Below are 17,427 nucleotides of genomic sequence, written 5' to 3'. Positions count from 1 at the left end.
TCATGAGCCAAGCAAACGAAAGCTACGACTACCAACGCCACGCCATCCTTTTCGTCGATGACGAGGCCAACTCCCGCAAGTATTTCAAGCGACTCTTCGGGCGCGAGTTCCGCATCCTCGAGGCGGAGGACGGTGTTGAGGCGTTGAAGGTGTTCCGCGAAAATTCCAATGACATCGGCATCATCGTCACGGACCAGCGCATGCCCAACGAAACCGGCGTCGGCTTCCTCTCCAAGATCGCCACCGACTATCCGGATGTCATCAAGATCCTCTCCACCGCATACGCCGACATCGATGCGGCCATCGGCTCCGTCAACAAGGGCGGCATCTTCCGCTACATCACCAAGCCCTGGGACATCCCACAGCTCGAGGTCACACTCCGGCGCGCCATGGAGTTCTATATCCTCAAGAGGGAACGGGACTCGCTGCTTTCCGCAAAAATGCTGGCCATAGGCAACGTCCTTGTCGCCAACCGGCTTGCCGCGTTCGCATTCGTCCCCGTATGCAGCGCCATCCCATGTGCACACGCATCGGAAGCCATCGCTTCATTCGTCCGCCTCTGCATCTCGTCGCCGGACTTCGTAATGGATCCGAAACTGATGACCACCACACCTGATCTCACGAAACTCCATTCACGCCAGATCGAGCTTGCCACCATGCTGGAGTCCGCGCTGCCCGAAGCACTCTCCGCAAGCGGCATCGATGCACGCGCAGCGGAGCTCGCGGATTCGCTCGGCGCCACGGTATCGAAAGATGACACGGGATCGATCAAAATCCGCGGCGGCAGTGATCCCACCCCCGCCATGCTCGAGTCCCTGTTAGGCGGCGATACCGGCACGGACGCTTCCCAGGCTGCAATCCGCGCACTCGCCAGCCACATGGCAATCCATGACGCCGGATACTTCGCAACTCGGAAACGCAGCTCGACCCTAGTCCTCGAGATCGCGGCCAGACCGGAATCCAAGGCAAGCGGATCCCCATCGCCCGGCTCTGAAGCGGCGAAATGGCTCTTCGAGGACGAACTCCTCGTCTCCGCCGCCCTCGGCATCCTCTGAATTCGCAACATCGACGGGAAATCGGAGGGAGCAGATCCGGCTCATGCCCGAGATCTGCCATAAGAGCTTGACGATTGGAATCTCTTGATTATCTTAGGATCTTACATGTACATCATTTCACGGGAAAACCGGATTGTCCGCATGGGCGGCATTGTGCATGTCGCCCTGCCTACGGGGGAGACCATATCTCTCTTCAAGCTCGCGGTTGCCTGCCAGTTCAGGCTCGATGCCGTGTCGCAGAGGATTGACCTCTCAACCCGCCACTTCCGCCGCCTGTTTGCGGAAGAAATCGGCATCTGCCCCAAGCAATGGCTCAAATCCGAGCGCATGGTATATGCAAGAACCCTGCTAAGGAGCGGTATGGCCATCAAGGAAGTCGCGGAACATCTCGGATTCAAGGAACAGAAAAGCTTCAACCGGGAATTCCGGAGCTGCTACATGTTATCGCCCTCCGAATTCCGCAACCAGGAGACCGGGCGGGTGAAGGGTATGCTGGATCCCCAAGCCTGAGCTTTTCCATCAGATGGCGTCCGGCACGCCTCATGACACGCCTTTCCCTCCGCCACCCTGGAACACACGCATGAAGCGCCGTTGGAAAGGGAGCAGCATCCCGGGAAACCAACAGGAAAGGAACCACAGGAACCGTGCGGAAAACGGGAATATGATCGTCTCCTTGCGCAGGGAAACCCCCTTGAGATAATGCCATGCAGCCCGCTCCGGACTCATCATCGCCACCGGCAGATCCTTGATCATGGCGTCCCGGCTGACCCCTACGATCCGATCCTCGGCAAAGATCCCGCTGTTGACATAGCCCGGGCAAACCACACAGACCTTGACCCCATTCGCCCCGACCTCCGCCCTCAGGGAACGCGAAAACTCAAGGATCGCAGCCTTCGATGCGGTATATGCGGCGGCCGTGGCATAGCCGGTCGATCCCGCGATCGATGCCGTGTTCACAATGCAGCCGGATCCGCGCTCCAGCATGGCGGGATAGACCAGCTGCGTCCCATGGACAGCACCCATCAGATTGATGTCCAGCAGCCATTTCCATCGCTCGAAGGGAATGTTCTGCGCCTCGCCCAGCAGTGTCACCCCGGCGTTGTTGAACAGGAAGTCGATCGCTCCGGATTGCGCAATGATTCCCTCCACCGCCTTGGAGTAGGAAACATAATCCGTCACATCCAGGCGACGGACATGGATCTCTCCGCTTCCTTCCGCTTCCGCAACGAGGCTTTCCAAGCCCTTGCCATCCACATCCAATGCATGGATCACCGCTCCGCTCCTGCATAGCAGCTTTGCGAGCCCGCGCCCTATCCCCGATGCAGCTCCCGTGAGGACAACCGTCGCTCCGCCGAACGCTTTTTCCATGGATGCGGTGGGTTTCATGCCAGTTGCCTGAATATCCTCATGATGCGGCGGTGAATGATCCCGATCAGGAAAGGCATTCGCGGCGCAACCCATTTCATCGCCGTGGCATACGCCGGCACGGCAAACTCGGACTTGCCCTTCGCTGCCTCAGAAATGATTTTCCTTGCCGCTTCCTCGGCGGACAGGAAGCCGAACCCAAGCCTGCGGATGCCCTCCATGGTCTTTTCATACGTGGTGTTCCGATAAATCGCCGACTTGTAGATGCCCGTTCCCACATAACCCAGTGAAACATGGTGGATCCTGATCCCGTGGCTAGCCCCCTCGTGGTACAGCGAGCGATACAGTCCCAGCAAACCTGCTTTCATCGTCGCATACGCAGTGGCTGTCGGGTACCCGGCGTATGCCGCGAGCGAAGAAATGAGCACGATGTGCCCCCGCCGTTTCCCTGCCATGTTCGCATAGAAATGCCTCGCCAGTTGCACTGGGCTGAGCAGGTTAAGGCGGTAGAGCCGCTCCCAGTCGCCGATCAAGGTGTCCTTGACCTCCCCGAATGCGGTGATGGCTGCGCAAAGATAGACCCAATCCACGCCTTTCGATTCCGGGAAGTTCCGGCTCAGGAAATCCCCTGCAGCGCCAAGGTCACCGAGGTCGAGTTCCACGGTCTCCGCCGTCGCACCCTTGCCACGGACAATCGCCGCAACCTCAGCAAGACGGACAGTATCGCGGCCGATGAGCCAAAACTCCCGCCCCGGCTGAGCCAACTGGACGGAAAGCTCACGCCCGATGCCGGAACTCGCTCCTGTGACAACGATCCTCTCCATCAGAAATCCTTCCGCCATGTGAACACCAGCGCGTTGTGGCGTGATTCGTACTTCCCGTTCACTAGCGGATTGGCGGCACCATCAACCGTCCTGTTCGAGTAACCGAACTGGTAGGCCAGCATCCAAAACGAATCTTCCTGGCGGCGCCCGTAACCGAGATTGAACCAATGGCGGTCTGCATCGGATACCCCCGGGGTGAAATCCCGGTCGGGCTGTGCATTCATGTTGAAATCATATCCGGCGGCAAAAACGTGCCCGCTCTCCGTGGTATAGGATGCCCCGATCTCGTAAATGAAGGACGATTTCCAGTTGAACGCTACGGGGAGGTTGCCGCCCACGGACGCGGAGCTCAGGTTCAGGCTGTCCAGGGAATCCCAGTCCAGCCATTCGACATTCGCCTCGATGTTCCAGCCCGGCGCGGGGCGGTATGAATAACCGATGGCCGCCCTCGCCGGGGTGAGGAACTCGAACTCCGAGGAATTGTCCCCGGGAAGGATGCTCGAAACCGTCTTGCCATCGAGATCGAATGTGGAGCCGCTGGATAACATCGCCCCGAATGCGTGACGATCATGTGGCTCCCAGCGTACGCCCAATGCAGCGGAAAGTCCGATGTCGCTGCCTTCGAAGCGGAGGAAACTTCCGGGCGGGCCGAGTCCCTGCTCCAGCAACAGGTCCGCATAGTTCACCGATATCGAGCCACCGACCGAAAATGTCTCGGACACCTCGTATGCGACGGCGGCTGTGGTCGAGAGATATGTCAGGCGCGCTTCCGTGACCACCGGGCTGAAGTTCGTGTTGCGACCCCAGTCGGTGCCCAGGCCGAAGGGGCTGTTCAGGCCGAACCCGAATGTCAGCCTGTCACTGAGCGGACGGGAATAAAAAACATGCGGAGCCGCCTGCAACTCGGTTTTCGCATCGGACTTCATGCCCCCCACTTCGGCCTGGTTCCCCAGAACGATGGAATACAATCCCACATGGGCTTGCGGCGACTCCAGTTGGGTCAATCCCGCCGGATTGTAGAAAACGGCTGCCGGGCTATCCGCAGTCGCAACGAAAGCGTTGCCGCGCGCCGTGGCGAAAGCATCTTGGTTGGGCAGATAGTAGCCGGCTGCGGCGGCAAGGCCCGGGGCTAGGCAAGCCAAGGAAAGGCAATGGGTTTTGAGGGGATGGAGCATGAATTCAATACACCGGCGCACCGTATTCATAATCCTGCCCCCCTCCCCCGGAGCCCTGGATCCTTTCTTTTGTCCAGTTGAATCCGGCCTTTGTGTCCCTCCAGATGCCAATGGAAGTGTTGCAGGAAACCAGGGTGAAGGCTGCGGTGATGGCAAATAGAATTTTCACGGCAACAGTCTAGCCGGAAAAATCCTTAAGTAAACCTGAATTTCAGGCTAGGTGAGAAAATTCCGGTCACCAGGTCTTTACGATCGTGTTGGGCTTGGCATCGCTATCCTCGGGCACCCCGAGGCTGTAGACGGCCACCCTCCTTCCGTTAAGCGTCACGGCGGGAGTGCTTCCCGGCTTGACGGTGAGCCTCTCATCGTAATCGTAATCCATGCGGATGTAGAAAGGCCTGCCCCACGGGTCATACATGCCCCTTATGGCTTTGCCATCGCTTGAATATTCGACGCCATCCTTGCGGTTCTTGGCCTCCTTGCCGCTGAAAAATCGGATCTTGCGGGCGTTCTGATCGCTGTCGTCGAGACCTGCGAGAATCTCAAGCAGCTTGATCCCGTTCCCAGCCGTGGTGCTGAACTCGGTCTCTGCAGTGTTCGTGCCTGGATCCGGCAGCGCGGAGTATTCCGTGTAGAATTGGTTCACCGCCGTGGCCACCGAAGTGGCGGCATTCTGCGCGGAGAGTTTCCTCGCCTTGTTCATGGCGGCTGGGCCAATGGAAAACGCGGCGGCGGCGAGGGTTGCGATGATGGCGATGACGACCAGCAGCTCGACGAGGGTGAATCCCGTTTTGGGGGATTGATTGGATGGGATTTTCATGAATGTGTATGGATTGAGATGGCAGAGGGTGAATCCGTCAACCGGATTTTCCGGAAATTAGGCATTCACAAGGTATTTACCTTAGCTTAGCCGGAATGATTTGCAATGAAATTGATGGGTTCACCTGGATTGCTCAAGCATGCGCAGCAGCGGCAGTTCGGCGCGCTTCCTTGTCGCTTCGTCCATTTCCACCCTCGGCGCGAGGTCGCGCAGGCAGTTGCGCAGCTTTTCCATGGTGTTCATTTTCATGTAGCGGCAGTCGGCACAGGCACAACGGTCGGTCGGCCCCGGGATGAGGTTCTTGTCCGGGCACTCCCGCCTGAGCCGATGGAGCATGCCGCTTTCGGTCACGACGATGATATCTTTCACCGGAGCGTTTTTGCAGAAATGCACCATCTTTTCCGTGGAGCAAACCTCGTCCGCCAGCAGCCGCACCGCCTGGGTGCACTCCGGGTGGGCGACGACAAGGGCGTCTGGATACTCCGCCTTGATCCGGTTGATGGAATCCCGGGTGAACTCGACGTGGACGTAGCAGTTGCCTTTCCAAAGATCCATTTTCCGCCCCGTTTGCTCCATCACCCAAGCGCCGAGGTTTTCATCCGGCACGAAGAGGATAGGCCTGTCGGCGGGCGCCTGGTTGACGATTTTCACGGCGTTGCCCGAGGTGCAGATGACATCGCAGAGCGCCTTCACGCCGCCGGAGCAGTTGATGTAGGCGATGACGTAGTAGTTCTTCTCCGCGTTCTCCGCAAGGAAGGCCTCCAGCTGGTGCGCGGGGCAGGATTGCTCCAGCGAGCAGCCGGCATCCGCATCCGGGAGGATCACGGTCTTGGAAGGGTTCACGATCTTCGCGGTCTCAGCCATGAAATGGACGCCACAGAAAACGATCACGTCCGCATCGGTGGACTTCGCCTGATACGCGAGGCCGAGGGAATCGCCGACATAGTCCGCGACATCCTGGATGTCACCGGTCTGGTAGTTGTGGGCGAGGATGACGGCGTTGCGGGCGCGTTTCAGTTCCAGGATTTCCCCTTTGAGGTCCAAGGCGGTTTGCATGGCGGAATCTCGCCAGCCCGGGCACAGGATGCAAGAGCCAATCGGCCATCACCCGGCAACCTGCGGCCTCACGACCTCCATGAGTCCGGAGTGCTTCGCCCCGGCCTTGACCACCAGGCCGCCGGCACGGGCGAGCCCCTGGAGATGGGCCTTTTTCTCAAGGATGATCGTCCCGGTGCAGGTGAGCTGCGCTTTCACATCGCCATCGATGTAGGCTTTTCCGGCACGGACATCCCCCTGGAACTCTACCTTTGCGCCGCGCTCAACACGTAGCTCACCGCAGGTCACGTTGCCAACGATCTTGCCGTGGCTGCGTATGCAGATCACGCCGGAACAATCGACGGGAGCCGCTAGGATCCCCAGCACAGTGAGATCATGGCACTGCACTTTCACCCCGATGATGGAGCCTTCCTTGAGGATCTTCACATCGCCGCGCGTCTGGATGCGGCGGCGCCATGCATGGTCGATCTCATAATCCCTCAGGCTGATGTAACCGCCGCACTTGGGGCACTGGCTGGACTGTGCGTCGCGCACCACCTCGAAATTGCGCTGGCAATGATAGCAATCCACCATCCTCGGCGGGCGCTCACGCCGGAAAATCTTCCTGAGGAAACCTTGCTGGCGTGGCTTGGCAGTCTTTGGCTCGGGCTGCTTGGCGGAGCCTGTGGAGCCGTGCTGCAGCGGAGGATTGCCCGGACTCGCCAGGCGGGTTGCATGCTTCGGACGGACGACGGGTTTCCCGTCACGTATGTCCATGTGCTGTCCGCAGGAGCGGCACTGGGTGGAGATGACCATGGACGGCTCCATCTGGTGATGGTCGCAGCCCGGGCAGACAAGTTCGATGTGTCTCGGGTTCAATGAAACACGGATTCCCCGGTTGTGGATGAAATGAGATGGCCTCCTACTTCACTACGGATCAACCACCCGCAATTGCGGGCTTTTCTGAGGACGGCGAACCCTGGGACTTGTTGTCCGGGGCGGAGGATGGCTGTTGGCTAGGGGTACCAACGGTCGATTTCCCGACGAAGATGGCGCCAGCCTCGATGGTGAGCGTTTTCGCCTTGATATCGCCGATGACTTCCGCGCTGGACTTCAGCTCAACCCTGTCCGTGGCCGTCATGTTGCCATGGACTTTCCCGTAGATCACGATGGTTCCCGTCTTGATCTCAGCCTTGAGCTTGGCATTCTCGCCGACGGTGAGATTGCCTGTGGATTCGATGGTGCCCTCGATCTTGCCATCAACGATCAGATCATCCTGGAACTTGACGGCACCCTTGATCTCCACATCGGAGGAAAGGACGTTGCGCGTGTTCCCGGCAGGAGCCTTGGCAACAGGCGCAGGGGCAGAATATCCCGACTCCCTGGCAGGGGCTTGGGAAGGCGCCGCCGCCTGAGGCGCACGCTCTTCCGGGGTGGTAAGCGATGGCTTTTGCGGGTCGCTTGTTTCTTGGCCTATGACTTTCTTGAACACGCCGCAGGCTACGGCGCGGCGCGGCGGGCTGTCAATGCGATTTAGCCTGATTTATTCGGGCTTCTCCCCTTCGGGAAGCAGAGGGTTGGAATCGCCCCCAAGGCCTCCTCCCTGGATGGTATCGAGCAGATTGCCCGGGCTTACATCTCCGGGAGCGGCATCGTTTTCCTCATCGGTGATTTTCACATCCGGCACCACGATGGGCGCATCCACCGGCACCGGCGCGGCAGCCTTGAGAAGCAGCTGTCGCTGGATAGCCTGCTGCGTGAAGGGATTTTCGGGGAACTCGCGCTCCACCGCGCCGTAGGCATCGGCAGCGGCCTCCTTGTCGCCTTTCGCCAGGGCAATATCGCCCAGGGAAATCCATGCGTATGGGGCGAGGTGGCGCGCTGCCACATCCTCGGTGATGTCTCGGAAAATATCAGCTGCCTCATCCTCCTTGCCTTGGGAACGGAGCTTTGCGGCAAGGCTCGCCTGTGCACTGGGCCTTCCCGGATGGGACGGATCCCCCGCCACGAAAGCCTCCAGGGTGGCGATCGCATCATCCTGCTGCCCGTCCTCCCACTGCTTTTCCGCAAGCAGGATCTTCGCGCTGTAGGATGCCGCGGTGCCCGCGTGGTTCTTCACCACTTCCTGGAGTGCGGAGAGATCTTCCGCCTTCGAAAGCAAGGCCCCGGCGGACTCCTCCCCGCTTTTACGGATGCCGTCGTAAACCACGTAGGCGATGGCGGCGATAGCCAGCAACAGCGCCAGCGCGATCACCTTCGCCTGATGCCTGTCGAGGAATATCTCCAGCGCCGGGGGAGCCTGTGAGATTTCGCCCAAGGGGCCGCCGGGTGCTGATGCAAGTGTGTTATTTTCGGACATAGGATCTTCCGCCCTCGGGCGGACGACCATGCAAGCCACCCCGCCACGCAAAATCAACCGCATAATCATCTTCTTCTTTCTTCCATCGACAATCCCCCATCCCCTATCCTCAATCGTTCCGCAAGCATGTCAGATTCCTTCGTCCACCTCCACCTGCACACCGCCTACTCCCTCCTCGATGGCATGATCCGCACCAAGGAACTCGCCGCCCGCGCCGCGGAGCTGGGCATGCCGGCCGTGGCCATGACGGACCACGGCAACCTCTACGGCACCATCGATTTCTATCAGAAATGCATCAAGGCAGGCGTCAAACCCATCCTCGGCTGCGAGATCTACCTCGCCCCGTTTTCAGCGCAGGACAAAAAAAAGATCCCCAACCGCAAGTCCGCGACTCATCTCACCCTCCTCGCCGAGACCAACGAGGGCTGGGAAAACCTCTCCAAACTCACCTCCATCGGCCATCTCGATGGCATGTACAACGGCAAGCCCCGGGTGGACAGGGACATCCTCCGCGCCCATTCCAAGGGCATCATCTGCCTCTCCGGCTGCATCTCCGGCCCGGTCAACGAGTGGCTCCTGAAAGGCGAAACCGACAAGGCCCTCGAAACCCTCACCGAACTCCGCGATATCTTCGGCCGGGAAAACACCTTCGTGGAACTGCACAACCATGGCCTTGAGGCCCAGCTCACCGTGATGCCGCAGCTCATCGCCCTTGCAAAGCAGCTCAATCTCCCCGTCGTCGCCGCCAACGATGTCCATTTCCTAAACCGCACCGACCACGAGGCCCATGATGTGATGATCTGCATCGGTACCGGCTCCATGGTGATCGATGAGGGCCGCATGCGATACACCCCGGAGGTGCATTTCAAGACGGCGGAGGAAATGCGCGAGATCTTCAAGGACATTCCCGACGCCTGCGACAACACCCTGCGCATCGCGGAGCGCTGCAATGTCACCATCAAGCTCGACTCCGCCTCCTCGGAGAAATACCCGCAGTTCCCCACCCCGGACGGCTCGCCCCGCGAGGAATACCTCATGAAAATCTGCCAGGAGGGAGTCCTTGCTCGCTACGGCGCTGAGAAAGCCAACTCCGCAGAAGTCCAGGAGCGCCTGAAATACGAGGTCGACACCATCAACCACCTCGGCTTCGCATCCTACTTCCTCATCACCGCCGACTTCATCCAGTGGGCCCGCGACAACGACATCCCCGTCGGCCCCGGCCGTGGCTCGGCGGCCGGCTCACTCGCCTCCTACGCGATGGGCATCACCAACATCTGCCCGCTCCAGTTCGGCCTTCTTTTCGAGCGTTTCCTCAACCCGGAACGCGTCTCGCCGCCCGACGTCGATATCGACTTCTGCCAGTCCCGCCGCGCGGAGGTCATCCAGTATGTCCGGGAAAAATACGGCGAGAAATCCGTCTCCCACATCATCACCTACGGCACCATGGGCGCGAAATCCGTGCTCCGCGACGTCTCCCGCGTGATGGGCATCTCCTACGGCGAGGCGGATCGCATCGCGAAAATGATCGAGCCCAAACCGGGCACCACCCTGCAGTCCGAGTGGGACTCCAAGGAGGAACTGCGCGAACTCATCGAATCCTCATCCACCTACAAGGAACTCTGGTCCTACGCACTGCGGCTAGAAGGCATCAACCGCAGTGTCGGCATCCATGCCGCAGGGGTCGTCATCGGAGACCGCCCGCTCGATGAGCACGTCCCCCTCACCCGCGGCAACGAGGGCGAGGTCGTCACCCAATACGACATGGGCGCCATCACCGAGGTCGGCCTCCTGAAAATGGATTTCCTGGGGCTGAAAAACCTTACGGTCATCCACGACGCAGCAGGGCACATCCGCAAGCACATCCCGGACTTCGACATCGAGAAGGTCCCTCTCGATGACCAGGCGACCTTCGGCATGCTCAACCGCGGCGAGACCATGGGCGTGTTCCAGCTCGAGTCCGGCGGCATGGTCGAGACCTGCAAGAAATACGAGATCCGCAGCATCGACGACATCATCGACCTGATCGCCGTCTATCGCCCCGGAGCCATGCAGTTCATCGACCAGATGCTCGATGTCAAAAAGGGCAAGAAAGCGATGTACGAGCACCCTCTGTTAGAGACGGTTTGCGGCAACACCTACGGCGTCATGATCTACCAGGAGCAGGTGCAGAACGCCGCCAAGCTCCTCGCCGGATACTCCCTCGGCAAGGCCGACCTCTTGCGCCGCGCCATGGGCAAGAAGGACAAGGAGAAGATGGCCAAGGAACGCGCGGGCTTCATCCAGGGCTGCAAGGAGACCAACAACATCGGCGAGAAAATGGCGGGCGCGATCTTCGACAAGATCGAGATGTTCGCCGGCTACGGCTTCAACAAATCCCACTCCGCCTGCTACGGCCACATCTCCTACTGGACCGCCTACATGAAGGCGAACCACCCCGTCGAGTTCATGGCGGCCCTCCTTTCCAACGAGATCAACAACACCGACAAGATCGCCGTCTTTGTCGCCGAGTGCCACCGCATGGACATCCAGATCCTGCCTCCCAACCTCAACAAATCCCTGCTCCGCTTCGCGCCGGAAAAGCTCGAATCCGGCACCCTCGCCATCCGCTACGGCCTCGCGGCCATCAAGAACGTCGGCGAGGCCGCCATGGCCGCCGCGATCCGCGAGCGGGACGCAAACGGCAGCTACCTCTCCCTCGACGATTTCTCATCCCGCCTCGACTCCAAGGTCATCAACAAGCGGATCCTGGAAAACCTCGTCAAGGCCGGCGCCCTCGACTGGACCGGCGAGAACCGCGCCACGATGTTCTCGCGCCTTGAGCAGGTCGTCGCCTCGGCCTCCGCCACCCAGCGCGACAAGGCCTCCGGCCAGTCATCGCTCTTCGATGCCATGGATTTCTCGCCTCCCCCTTCCTCGGCCGCTTCGCCTTCCGCCCATGCCGTGGAGGAATGGAGCAAGGACGACCGCCTCGCCCACGAGAAGGAGCTTTTAGGTTTCTACGTCACAGGCCATCCGCTCGACAAATTCCGCGGCATCCTCGATTCCGACAAATACAAACGCATCGGCCTCATCGACGAGATCGAACTGGACGACCCCCGCGCCCGCCACCCCATCGCAGGCATGATACGCTCGCTGGAGACCCGCATGACCAAGGCGGGCAAACCCTTCGGCATACTCACCGTCGAGGACTTCACGGGTTCCTGCGAGATCATGCTCTGGAGCGAAAGCTTCATCCCCGCGCGCGATTCCGGCATCCTCGCCCCCGGCAACATCATCCGGCTGAAAATCGCCATCCAGCTCGACGACCGCACCGGCGGCCGCCGCCTCACCGGCAGCAACATCGACGAGCTGAAAAACCGGAAGTCCAACCCCGGAAGCGGCGCCCTGGAGCTACTCCTCTGGACCCACCGCCACACCGCCAAAGACCTGGAGGAAATCCGCTATCACCTCACCGGCCACCCCGGCTCCACCCCCGTCATCATGCATTTCCAGAACTCCGCCGGAAAACGCCTTTCCATCAAGCCCTCGGAAACCTACCACGTGAAACGAAGCGAGGAGCTGCTCAACGCCCTCGATAGGTTCATGGATTAGCCATCGCGTTCTCCGCAACGCCACCCCATCAAGCCACCTTTGCCTGGCGCTCCGCTTCGAGCTCGGCCTCGAATTCCGCCTCAAGCCTTGCGAGTTGCTCCTCCTCCGCCCGCTTCTCGGCGGCCTCGGCGGCTGCCGCTTCCGCTGCACGATCCGCCTCAAGCTTTTCCGCCTTCGCATCCTCGCGGGCGAGGCGCTTGTCCATCTTCTTCTGCTCGCGCGCGAGGCGCTTGTGGTCTTTGCTTGGGGTAAATGCCATGGTATCGGTCTTTCCTGTATGTGCCCTTCGTGGGTCGGCTCGCCCGGCTCGGTGCCAGGGTTGCCCGTGCGGGGCACCGCCTTACCCGCCATCCGCTGCCATGGGCAATAAAAATCCGGAACCCGCCATCCACGTGCCGGAAAATTTGCGGATTTTCTGCGAGATTAACGAACGCCCCTACGTTACCCTGCATGGCAAAAACACGTAAGCAGACCCGATATGAAACCGAAAACACCAGGATTCAAGCAACCTTTCCTCTCAGTCGCCCTTTGCGCACTGCTCCTATCCGGCGCCCATGCGCGCACCTGGACGAGCGCGGACGGTTCCAAAACCTTCGAGGGAGAGCTCAAATCCTACGACGAAGCCACCAGCATGGTTGTCGTCACCAAGGCAGGCGGGGGCGATATGAGCTTCAAGCAGGATGTGCTTTCCGCAGACGACATCGCATGGCTCAAGACCGAGGGCAAGGCCGCCCTTGCCGCCGCCGCACCCAAGGCTGCCGGGGAAAGCAAAGTCTCCGCAGATCTCCCTGATGTCCTCCCGGATCCCGATGGCAAGGATGCGGACATGTCCAAACCCGTGCAGGTGTTCATCCTCATGGGGCAGTCGAACATGCTCGGCTTCGGGAATGCAGGTCAACTCAAAGGGAGCGCCGCTGACCAATACCCGTATCTCGTCGATGACGCAGGAAACTGGAACGTTCGGAAAGACGTTCGAAATGTGTTTTTCTGCATGGCACAACTGAAATACAACGATTGGCTGACCGCAGAAAATGGGAACGGCAGCGGAAAATTCGGCCCGGAAATCGGGATAGGGAATTATGTGGGGCACGCCATTGACGCGCCTGTGCTGATCTTGAAATCCTGTGTGGGCAACCGTGCCTTGGGCTGGGACCTGTTGCCCCCCAGTGCGGTTGGCACAGGAACAAAGGGTGGATCATACCAAGGCGACTCGGAGAGCTCGAACCGGAAAGTCAGTGAAGAAGCCAAGACAAAAAACGGAGGTTGGTATGCAGGCCTCCAGTATGATCAGGACGTGGGTGCCGCGCAGACGGCACTGAAAGACCTGGCCACCTATTATCCCAGTGCCACCGGCTACGAAGTCGCCGGATTCTTCTGGTGGCAGGGAAATGCCGAGGCAGGCAAGGGCAACGTCGAAAATTACGACAAGAACCTGGCATTTCTCTTCAATGACCTGAAAAAGGACTTCAATGCACCAAACGCAAAGTTCGTTTGCGCCACATTGGGGGAGCACGACATGGACGCCACTCTCTCCAAGAAGATGTTCGACTTCGCCGCTCTCCCGGAGTTCAAGGATCAGGCGGCGGTGTTTTATTCGAAACCTGTCTCCAAGGGAGGCAGCGGAGGTCACTACGGAGGCGATGCGGACACCTACATGAAGGTAGGGGAAGGGATGGGCAAGCTGATGGTGGAACTCCTCGCCAAATGATTCATGCCCCACCGCCTGCTCCCTTACCTCGCATCCATCTCCCTCCTAGCCGCCGGAGACTATCACCTCGATCCGGACACGCGCATCACCCTGCGGCAGGGCTTCGATGCGGAGCTCCTTTATGAGGTGCCTCCCTCGCAGGGATCATGGGTCGCCATGGCCTTCGATCCCAAGGGCCGTCTCATCGTTTCCGACCAGGATGACAAGGGAGTCTTCCGCGTCACCCTCCCCGAGGAAGGGGTGGCGGGCTCCGCGGTGAAAGTGGAGAGCCTCAAAGGCTTCCCATACCTCCCGATCGAGTGGGGCCAGAGGCGCGTCGGCGGCGCGCTTGGCTTCCTCTACGCCTTCGACAGCCTCTACATGTCCTCGATGAAGGGTTTCTACCGCATCCGCGATACGGATGGGGATGACACGTTCGACGAGTTCACCCTGCTCAAGGCGCTCAACCCCGGCTACGAGCATTCCGCCCACTCCGTCATCGTCTCCGAAGACGGCAAGGCGCTCTATCTCGTCAGCGGGAACTACACCCGCACACCGGAGGGCACCACCAGCCTCCAGCCCCCCGTATGGCAGACCGACTCTCTCCTCACCCCCATGCCCGATCCCATGGGTCACGCCGTGAGCATCCTTCCTCCCGGCGGCTGGGTCTGCCGCATCTCGCCGGATGGGAAGGATTGGAAAATGATCTCCTCCGGTTTCCGAAACCCCGTAGACCTTGCTATCAACCGCGAGGGTGAACTCTTCACCTTCGATTCCGACCTGGAGTTCGACATCGGCTCACCGTGGTATCGCCCGACCCGGGTTTGCCATGTCACCCCGGGCTCCGAGTTCGGCTGGCGCAGCGGCTCCGCGAAATGGCCGGAATACTTCGCCGACAGCATGGCCCCCGTCATCAACGTCGGCCCCGGCTCGCCCACCGGCATCGCGTTTGGCCACCACTCGGATTTCCCTGCCTCATACCGGGACAAGCTCTTCGTCTGCGACTGGACTTTCGGCACGGTCTATACCATCGAGATGGAGGAAAGCGGCTCCAGCTACACCGGCACGAAAAAGGAATTCCTCCACGGAGCCCCGCTCAACATCGCCGCCATGCGCTTCGGCCCGGACGGGAGCATGTATTTCACCACCGGAGGGCGGAACACCGCCTCCAAGCTCTACCGCATCCGCCACACCGGGGAAAAAGACGATGCCGCCCCGAGGCAACTCGCCGGCAACCAAGAACAGAGAAACCTGCGGCGGATGTCAGAGCGTTTCCATGGCAGCAACGCAGGAGGAGAGAAGGCGATTGAAAAAACATGGCCTTTGCTCTCACACGCCGACCGCTCCATCCGCTACGCCGCCAGGATCGCCATCGAGAATCAGGATCTCCCGCTCTGGCAGGAAAAGGTTTTTTCGGAGACCGATCCCCGTAGCATCATCTACTCCGCCATCGCCCTCTGCCGCCACGGCGAGGCCTCGCTCTCCCCACGCATCATCGGGAAACTCAATGCCATCCCCTACCCCGCTCTCGCCGCAGAAGACCGCCTCGCACTGCTCCGCGCCTACTCCCTCTGCTTCATACGCATGGGCAGGCCGGAAGTCGCCCAAGCCGCTGCGGTCATTGCAAAGCTGGAGCACCAATACCCGGCGCAGGATGACACCGAAAACGCGGAACTCTGCCGCGTGCTGTGCTATCTGGACTCGCCGCAGGTCGTTGCGAAAACCATCGCCCTGATGAAGTCAACCCAGACCAAGGCCGCGGCGTACGACAATAACATGCTGGAGCGCCATCAATACGGCGAGGCCATCCTCAAGATGATGGATAACGCACCCAACACCCGCAACATCCACTACGCATATTGCCTGCGCCAGGTGCAGAACGGATGGACGTCGGAAGATCGCCGTTTCTACTTCTCATGGCTCAACGATAGCCTCGGGAAAAACGGCGGCAGAAGCTTCGCAGGTTACATCAACGCGATCCGCTCGGATGCCATCACCCATCTCCCGGCCGATGCCGCCGCCGCCCTCTCCGGCCTTCTCGGGGACATCGCCGCAGTCGATCTCGGCAAGCTCCCTGCCGCCAAGGGCCCGCCTGTGATCTGGACGGTCGGTTCCGCGATGAAGCTTTTCGAAAAAGACCTCACAGGCAGGGATTACGCAAACGGGAAGGCGATGTTCGCCGCAGGCCGCTGCATCGCCTGCCACCGCTTCGAAGGCACCGGCGGATATTCCGGGCCCGACCTCGGCTCCGTCGCCAACCGCTTCTCCATCCGGGACATCCTCGTAGCCATCTGCGAGCCCAGCCAATCCATCTCCGAACAATACCAGGCAAGCGATGTGAAACTCAAGGACGGCGGCTCCCTCTACGGCAGGATCATTTCCAGAAGCGATGCGGAAATCACCGTCGCGACCAACCCCTTCAACTTCCGCGAACTCAGCAAGGCCCCCATGGAAAACGTGAAAAGCGTCTCACTCTCCCAGACTTCCATGATGCCGGTCGGCACGATCTTCACCATGAACAGGGACGAGCTCATGGATCTCATGGCCTACCTCATTTCCGGCGGAAATCCGGAGCACGCCGCGTTCACGAAGGAATGAGCCTCCCAGGCCCTGCCCCATGGCTCCCCACGCCACGTCGCCAAGGCTCAGTTCAGCCGTATCCCCGTCTCCGTCTGCGTGACGAGGCGCTTTCGCAGCAACGCTCCGAGCGTCTGCTTGAAAGTGCGCTTGGAAACACCCAGTTCCTCGTAGATTTCGTGCGCGGGGCTTTTATCGGTGAGCGCCCAGAAACCGCCGCGGGCGATGAGCTCGCCCATGATCTGTTTCTCCAGGTCATCCACGCGACCACGCCCGGGCGGCTGGAGCGAGATGTCGATTTTACCATCACCACGGACGGCGGCGATCCAGCCCTTCAGCTTCTCACCGAGGGCGAGCTCCTGGAACACCTCGTTGGCGAAGATCAGTCCGGTGTGGGCACCGTTGATGATCGCCTTGTAGCCCATCGGGGTCTTCCCATAAACCGTCAGACCGACCTCTTCTCCGGCCTCGTAAACGGCGGGCGTCCTGTCGATGTGGCGGGCGATGCGCGTGGTGGCGACGATACGGCGGCTCTCCTCATCGACGAGCACTTTCACAAGGTAGCTTTTCCCGACCTCCATGCGGGTCTTCTGCTCACGGAACGGAACGAGCAGATCCTTGGGCAAACCCCAGTCCAGGAAAGCACCGACCGGTGTCACGGCAATGCATGTCAGCTTCGCGAACTCACCGGGAATGACCCGGGGTTTCTTGAGCGTGGCGACCAGCCTGTCCTCGGAATCCAGGTAGATGAATACGTCCACCTGCCCACCGATGGCCCATTCCTTGGGCATCTCCCGGCGCGGCAGCAGGATCTCCCCGAGGTTCTCCGCATCGAGGAAGAGGCCGAAAGGCTGCTCGCGGATGATGCGGAGGGATGCGCGCTGGCCGATGTTGATCATGGAAAGGGATACGAAGATTTCAACGCGGAGCCGCATAGGG

General features: G+C 60.3%; 16 protein-coding genes. 5 read left to right on the top strand and 11 right to left on the bottom strand.

The features are described from left to right. Nucleotides 1–2: 2 nt before the first annotated feature. Complete coding sequence (locus tag HZ994_17430; protein QTN34023.1) at nt 3–1,055, top strand: response regulator; 1,053 nt, start codon at nt 3–5, stop codon at nt 1,053–1,055. A gap of 105 nt (nt 1,056–1,160) precedes the next feature. Then, nucleotides 1,161–1,565: a helix-turn-helix transcriptional regulator gene (locus tag HZ994_17425; GenBank protein ID QTN34022.1), complete on the top strand. Its 405-nt coding sequence runs from the start codon at nt 1,161–1,163 to the stop codon at nt 1,563–1,565. A gap of 30 nt (nt 1,566–1,595) precedes the next feature. On the opposite strand, the gene HZ994_17420 is transcribed toward HZ994_17425, so the two are convergent. The 9 genes from HZ994_17420 to HZ994_17380 form a co-directional block, all read right to left on the bottom strand. Further along, complete coding sequence (locus HZ994_17420) at nt 1,596–2,441, bottom strand: SDR family NAD(P)-dependent oxidoreductase (GenBank protein QTN34021.1); 846 nt, start codon at nt 2,439–2,441, stop codon at nt 1,596–1,598. Beyond that, the gene (locus tag HZ994_17415) at nt 2,438–3,262 is read right to left on the bottom strand and encodes an SDR family NAD(P)-dependent oxidoreductase (protein QTN34020.1); all 825 of its coding nucleotides are present in this window, start codon (nt 3,260–3,262) and stop codon (nt 2,438–2,440) included. The genes HZ994_17420 and HZ994_17415 overlap by 4 nt, the downstream gene beginning before the upstream one ends. Next, the gene (locus HZ994_17410; protein QTN34019.1) at nt 3,244–4,419 is read right to left on the bottom strand and encodes an outer membrane protein transport protein; all 1,176 of its coding nucleotides are present in this window, start codon (nt 4,417–4,419) and stop codon (nt 3,244–3,246) included. Before HZ994_17410 ends, HZ994_17415 begins: the two co-directional genes overlap by 19 nt. 4 nt (nt 4,420–4,423) lie before the next feature. Continuing rightward, nucleotides 4,424–4,588, bottom strand: coding sequence for a hypothetical protein (locus HZ994_17405; GenBank protein QTN34018.1), 165 nt, complete (start codon nt 4,586–4,588; stop codon nt 4,424–4,426). Nucleotides 4,589–4,654: 66 nt separating this feature from the next. Continuing rightward, nucleotides 4,655–5,239 carry a prepilin-type N-terminal cleavage/methylation domain-containing protein gene (locus HZ994_17400; protein ID QTN34017.1) on the bottom strand — a complete coding sequence of 195 codons (585 nt, stop codon included), beginning with the start codon at nt 5,237–5,239 and terminating at the stop codon, nt 4,655–4,657. Nucleotides 5,240–5,359: 120 nt separating this feature from the next. Further along, nucleotides 5,360–6,295 carry a quinolinate synthase NadA gene (nadA, locus tag HZ994_17395; GenBank protein ID QTN34016.1) on the bottom strand — a complete coding sequence of 312 codons (936 nt, stop codon included), beginning with the start codon at nt 6,293–6,295 and terminating at the stop codon, nt 5,360–5,362. A 48-nt stretch (nt 6,296–6,343) separates the two neighbouring features. Continuing rightward, nucleotides 6,344–7,153 carry a polymer-forming cytoskeletal protein gene (locus HZ994_17390; GenBank protein ID QTN34015.1) on the bottom strand — a complete coding sequence of 270 codons (810 nt, stop codon included), beginning with the start codon at nt 7,151–7,153 and terminating at the stop codon, nt 6,344–6,346. Nucleotides 7,154–7,211: 58 nt separating this feature from the next. Continuing rightward, nucleotides 7,212–7,580, bottom strand: coding sequence for a polymer-forming cytoskeletal protein (locus tag HZ994_17385; GenBank protein QTN34434.1), 369 nt, complete (start codon nt 7,578–7,580; stop codon nt 7,212–7,214). A gap of 237 nt (nt 7,581–7,817) precedes the next feature. Beyond that, a complete protein-coding gene (locus HZ994_17380) occupies nt 7,818–8,633 on the bottom strand; it encodes a tetratricopeptide repeat protein (GenBank protein QTN34014.1) in 816 nt (271 codons plus the stop codon). A gap of 126 nt (nt 8,634–8,759) precedes the next feature. On the opposite strand from HZ994_17380, the gene dnaE reads away from it, so the two are divergent. After that, nucleotides 8,760–12,224 carry a DNA polymerase III subunit alpha gene (dnaE, locus tag HZ994_17375; protein QTN34013.1) on the top strand — a complete coding sequence of 1,155 codons (3,465 nt, stop codon included), beginning with the start codon at nt 8,760–8,762 and terminating at the stop codon, nt 12,222–12,224. 28 nt (nt 12,225–12,252) lie between these two features. On the opposite strand, the gene HZ994_17370 is transcribed toward dnaE, so the two are convergent. After that, complete coding sequence (locus HZ994_17370; GenBank protein QTN34012.1) at nt 12,253–12,483, bottom strand: hypothetical protein; 231 nt, start codon at nt 12,481–12,483, stop codon at nt 12,253–12,255. A 567-nt stretch (nt 12,484–13,050) separates the two neighbouring features. On the opposite strand from HZ994_17370, the gene HZ994_17365 reads away from it, so the two are divergent. Together HZ994_17365 and HZ994_17360 are read left to right on the top strand one after the other, a co-directional pair. After that, the gene (locus HZ994_17365) at nt 13,051–13,932 is read left to right on the top strand and encodes a sialate O-acetylesterase (GenBank protein ID QTN34433.1); all 882 of its coding nucleotides are present in this window, start codon (nt 13,051–13,053) and stop codon (nt 13,930–13,932) included. A 3-nt stretch (nt 13,933–13,935) separates the two neighbouring features. Further along, nucleotides 13,936–16,509 carry a c-type cytochrome gene (locus HZ994_17360; GenBank protein QTN34011.1) on the top strand — a complete coding sequence of 858 codons (2,574 nt, stop codon included), beginning with the start codon at nt 13,936–13,938 and terminating at the stop codon, nt 16,507–16,509. A gap of 47 nt (nt 16,510–16,556) precedes the next feature. Here the strand turns inward: HZ994_17360 and HZ994_17355 are convergent, their stop codons facing one another. Next, nucleotides 16,557–17,387: a GntR family transcriptional regulator gene (locus HZ994_17355; GenBank protein ID QTN34010.1), complete on the bottom strand. Its 831-nt coding sequence runs from the start codon at nt 17,385–17,387 to the stop codon at nt 16,557–16,559. Between the last annotated feature and the right edge of the window lie 40 nt (nt 17,388–17,427).

Source organism: Akkermansiaceae bacterium (genome assembly GCA_017798145.1).
GTDB lineage: Bacteria > Verrucomicrobiota > Verrucomicrobiia > Verrucomicrobiales > Akkermansiaceae > Luteolibacter.
This window is presented reverse-complemented; position numbering and strand designations above follow the sequence as displayed.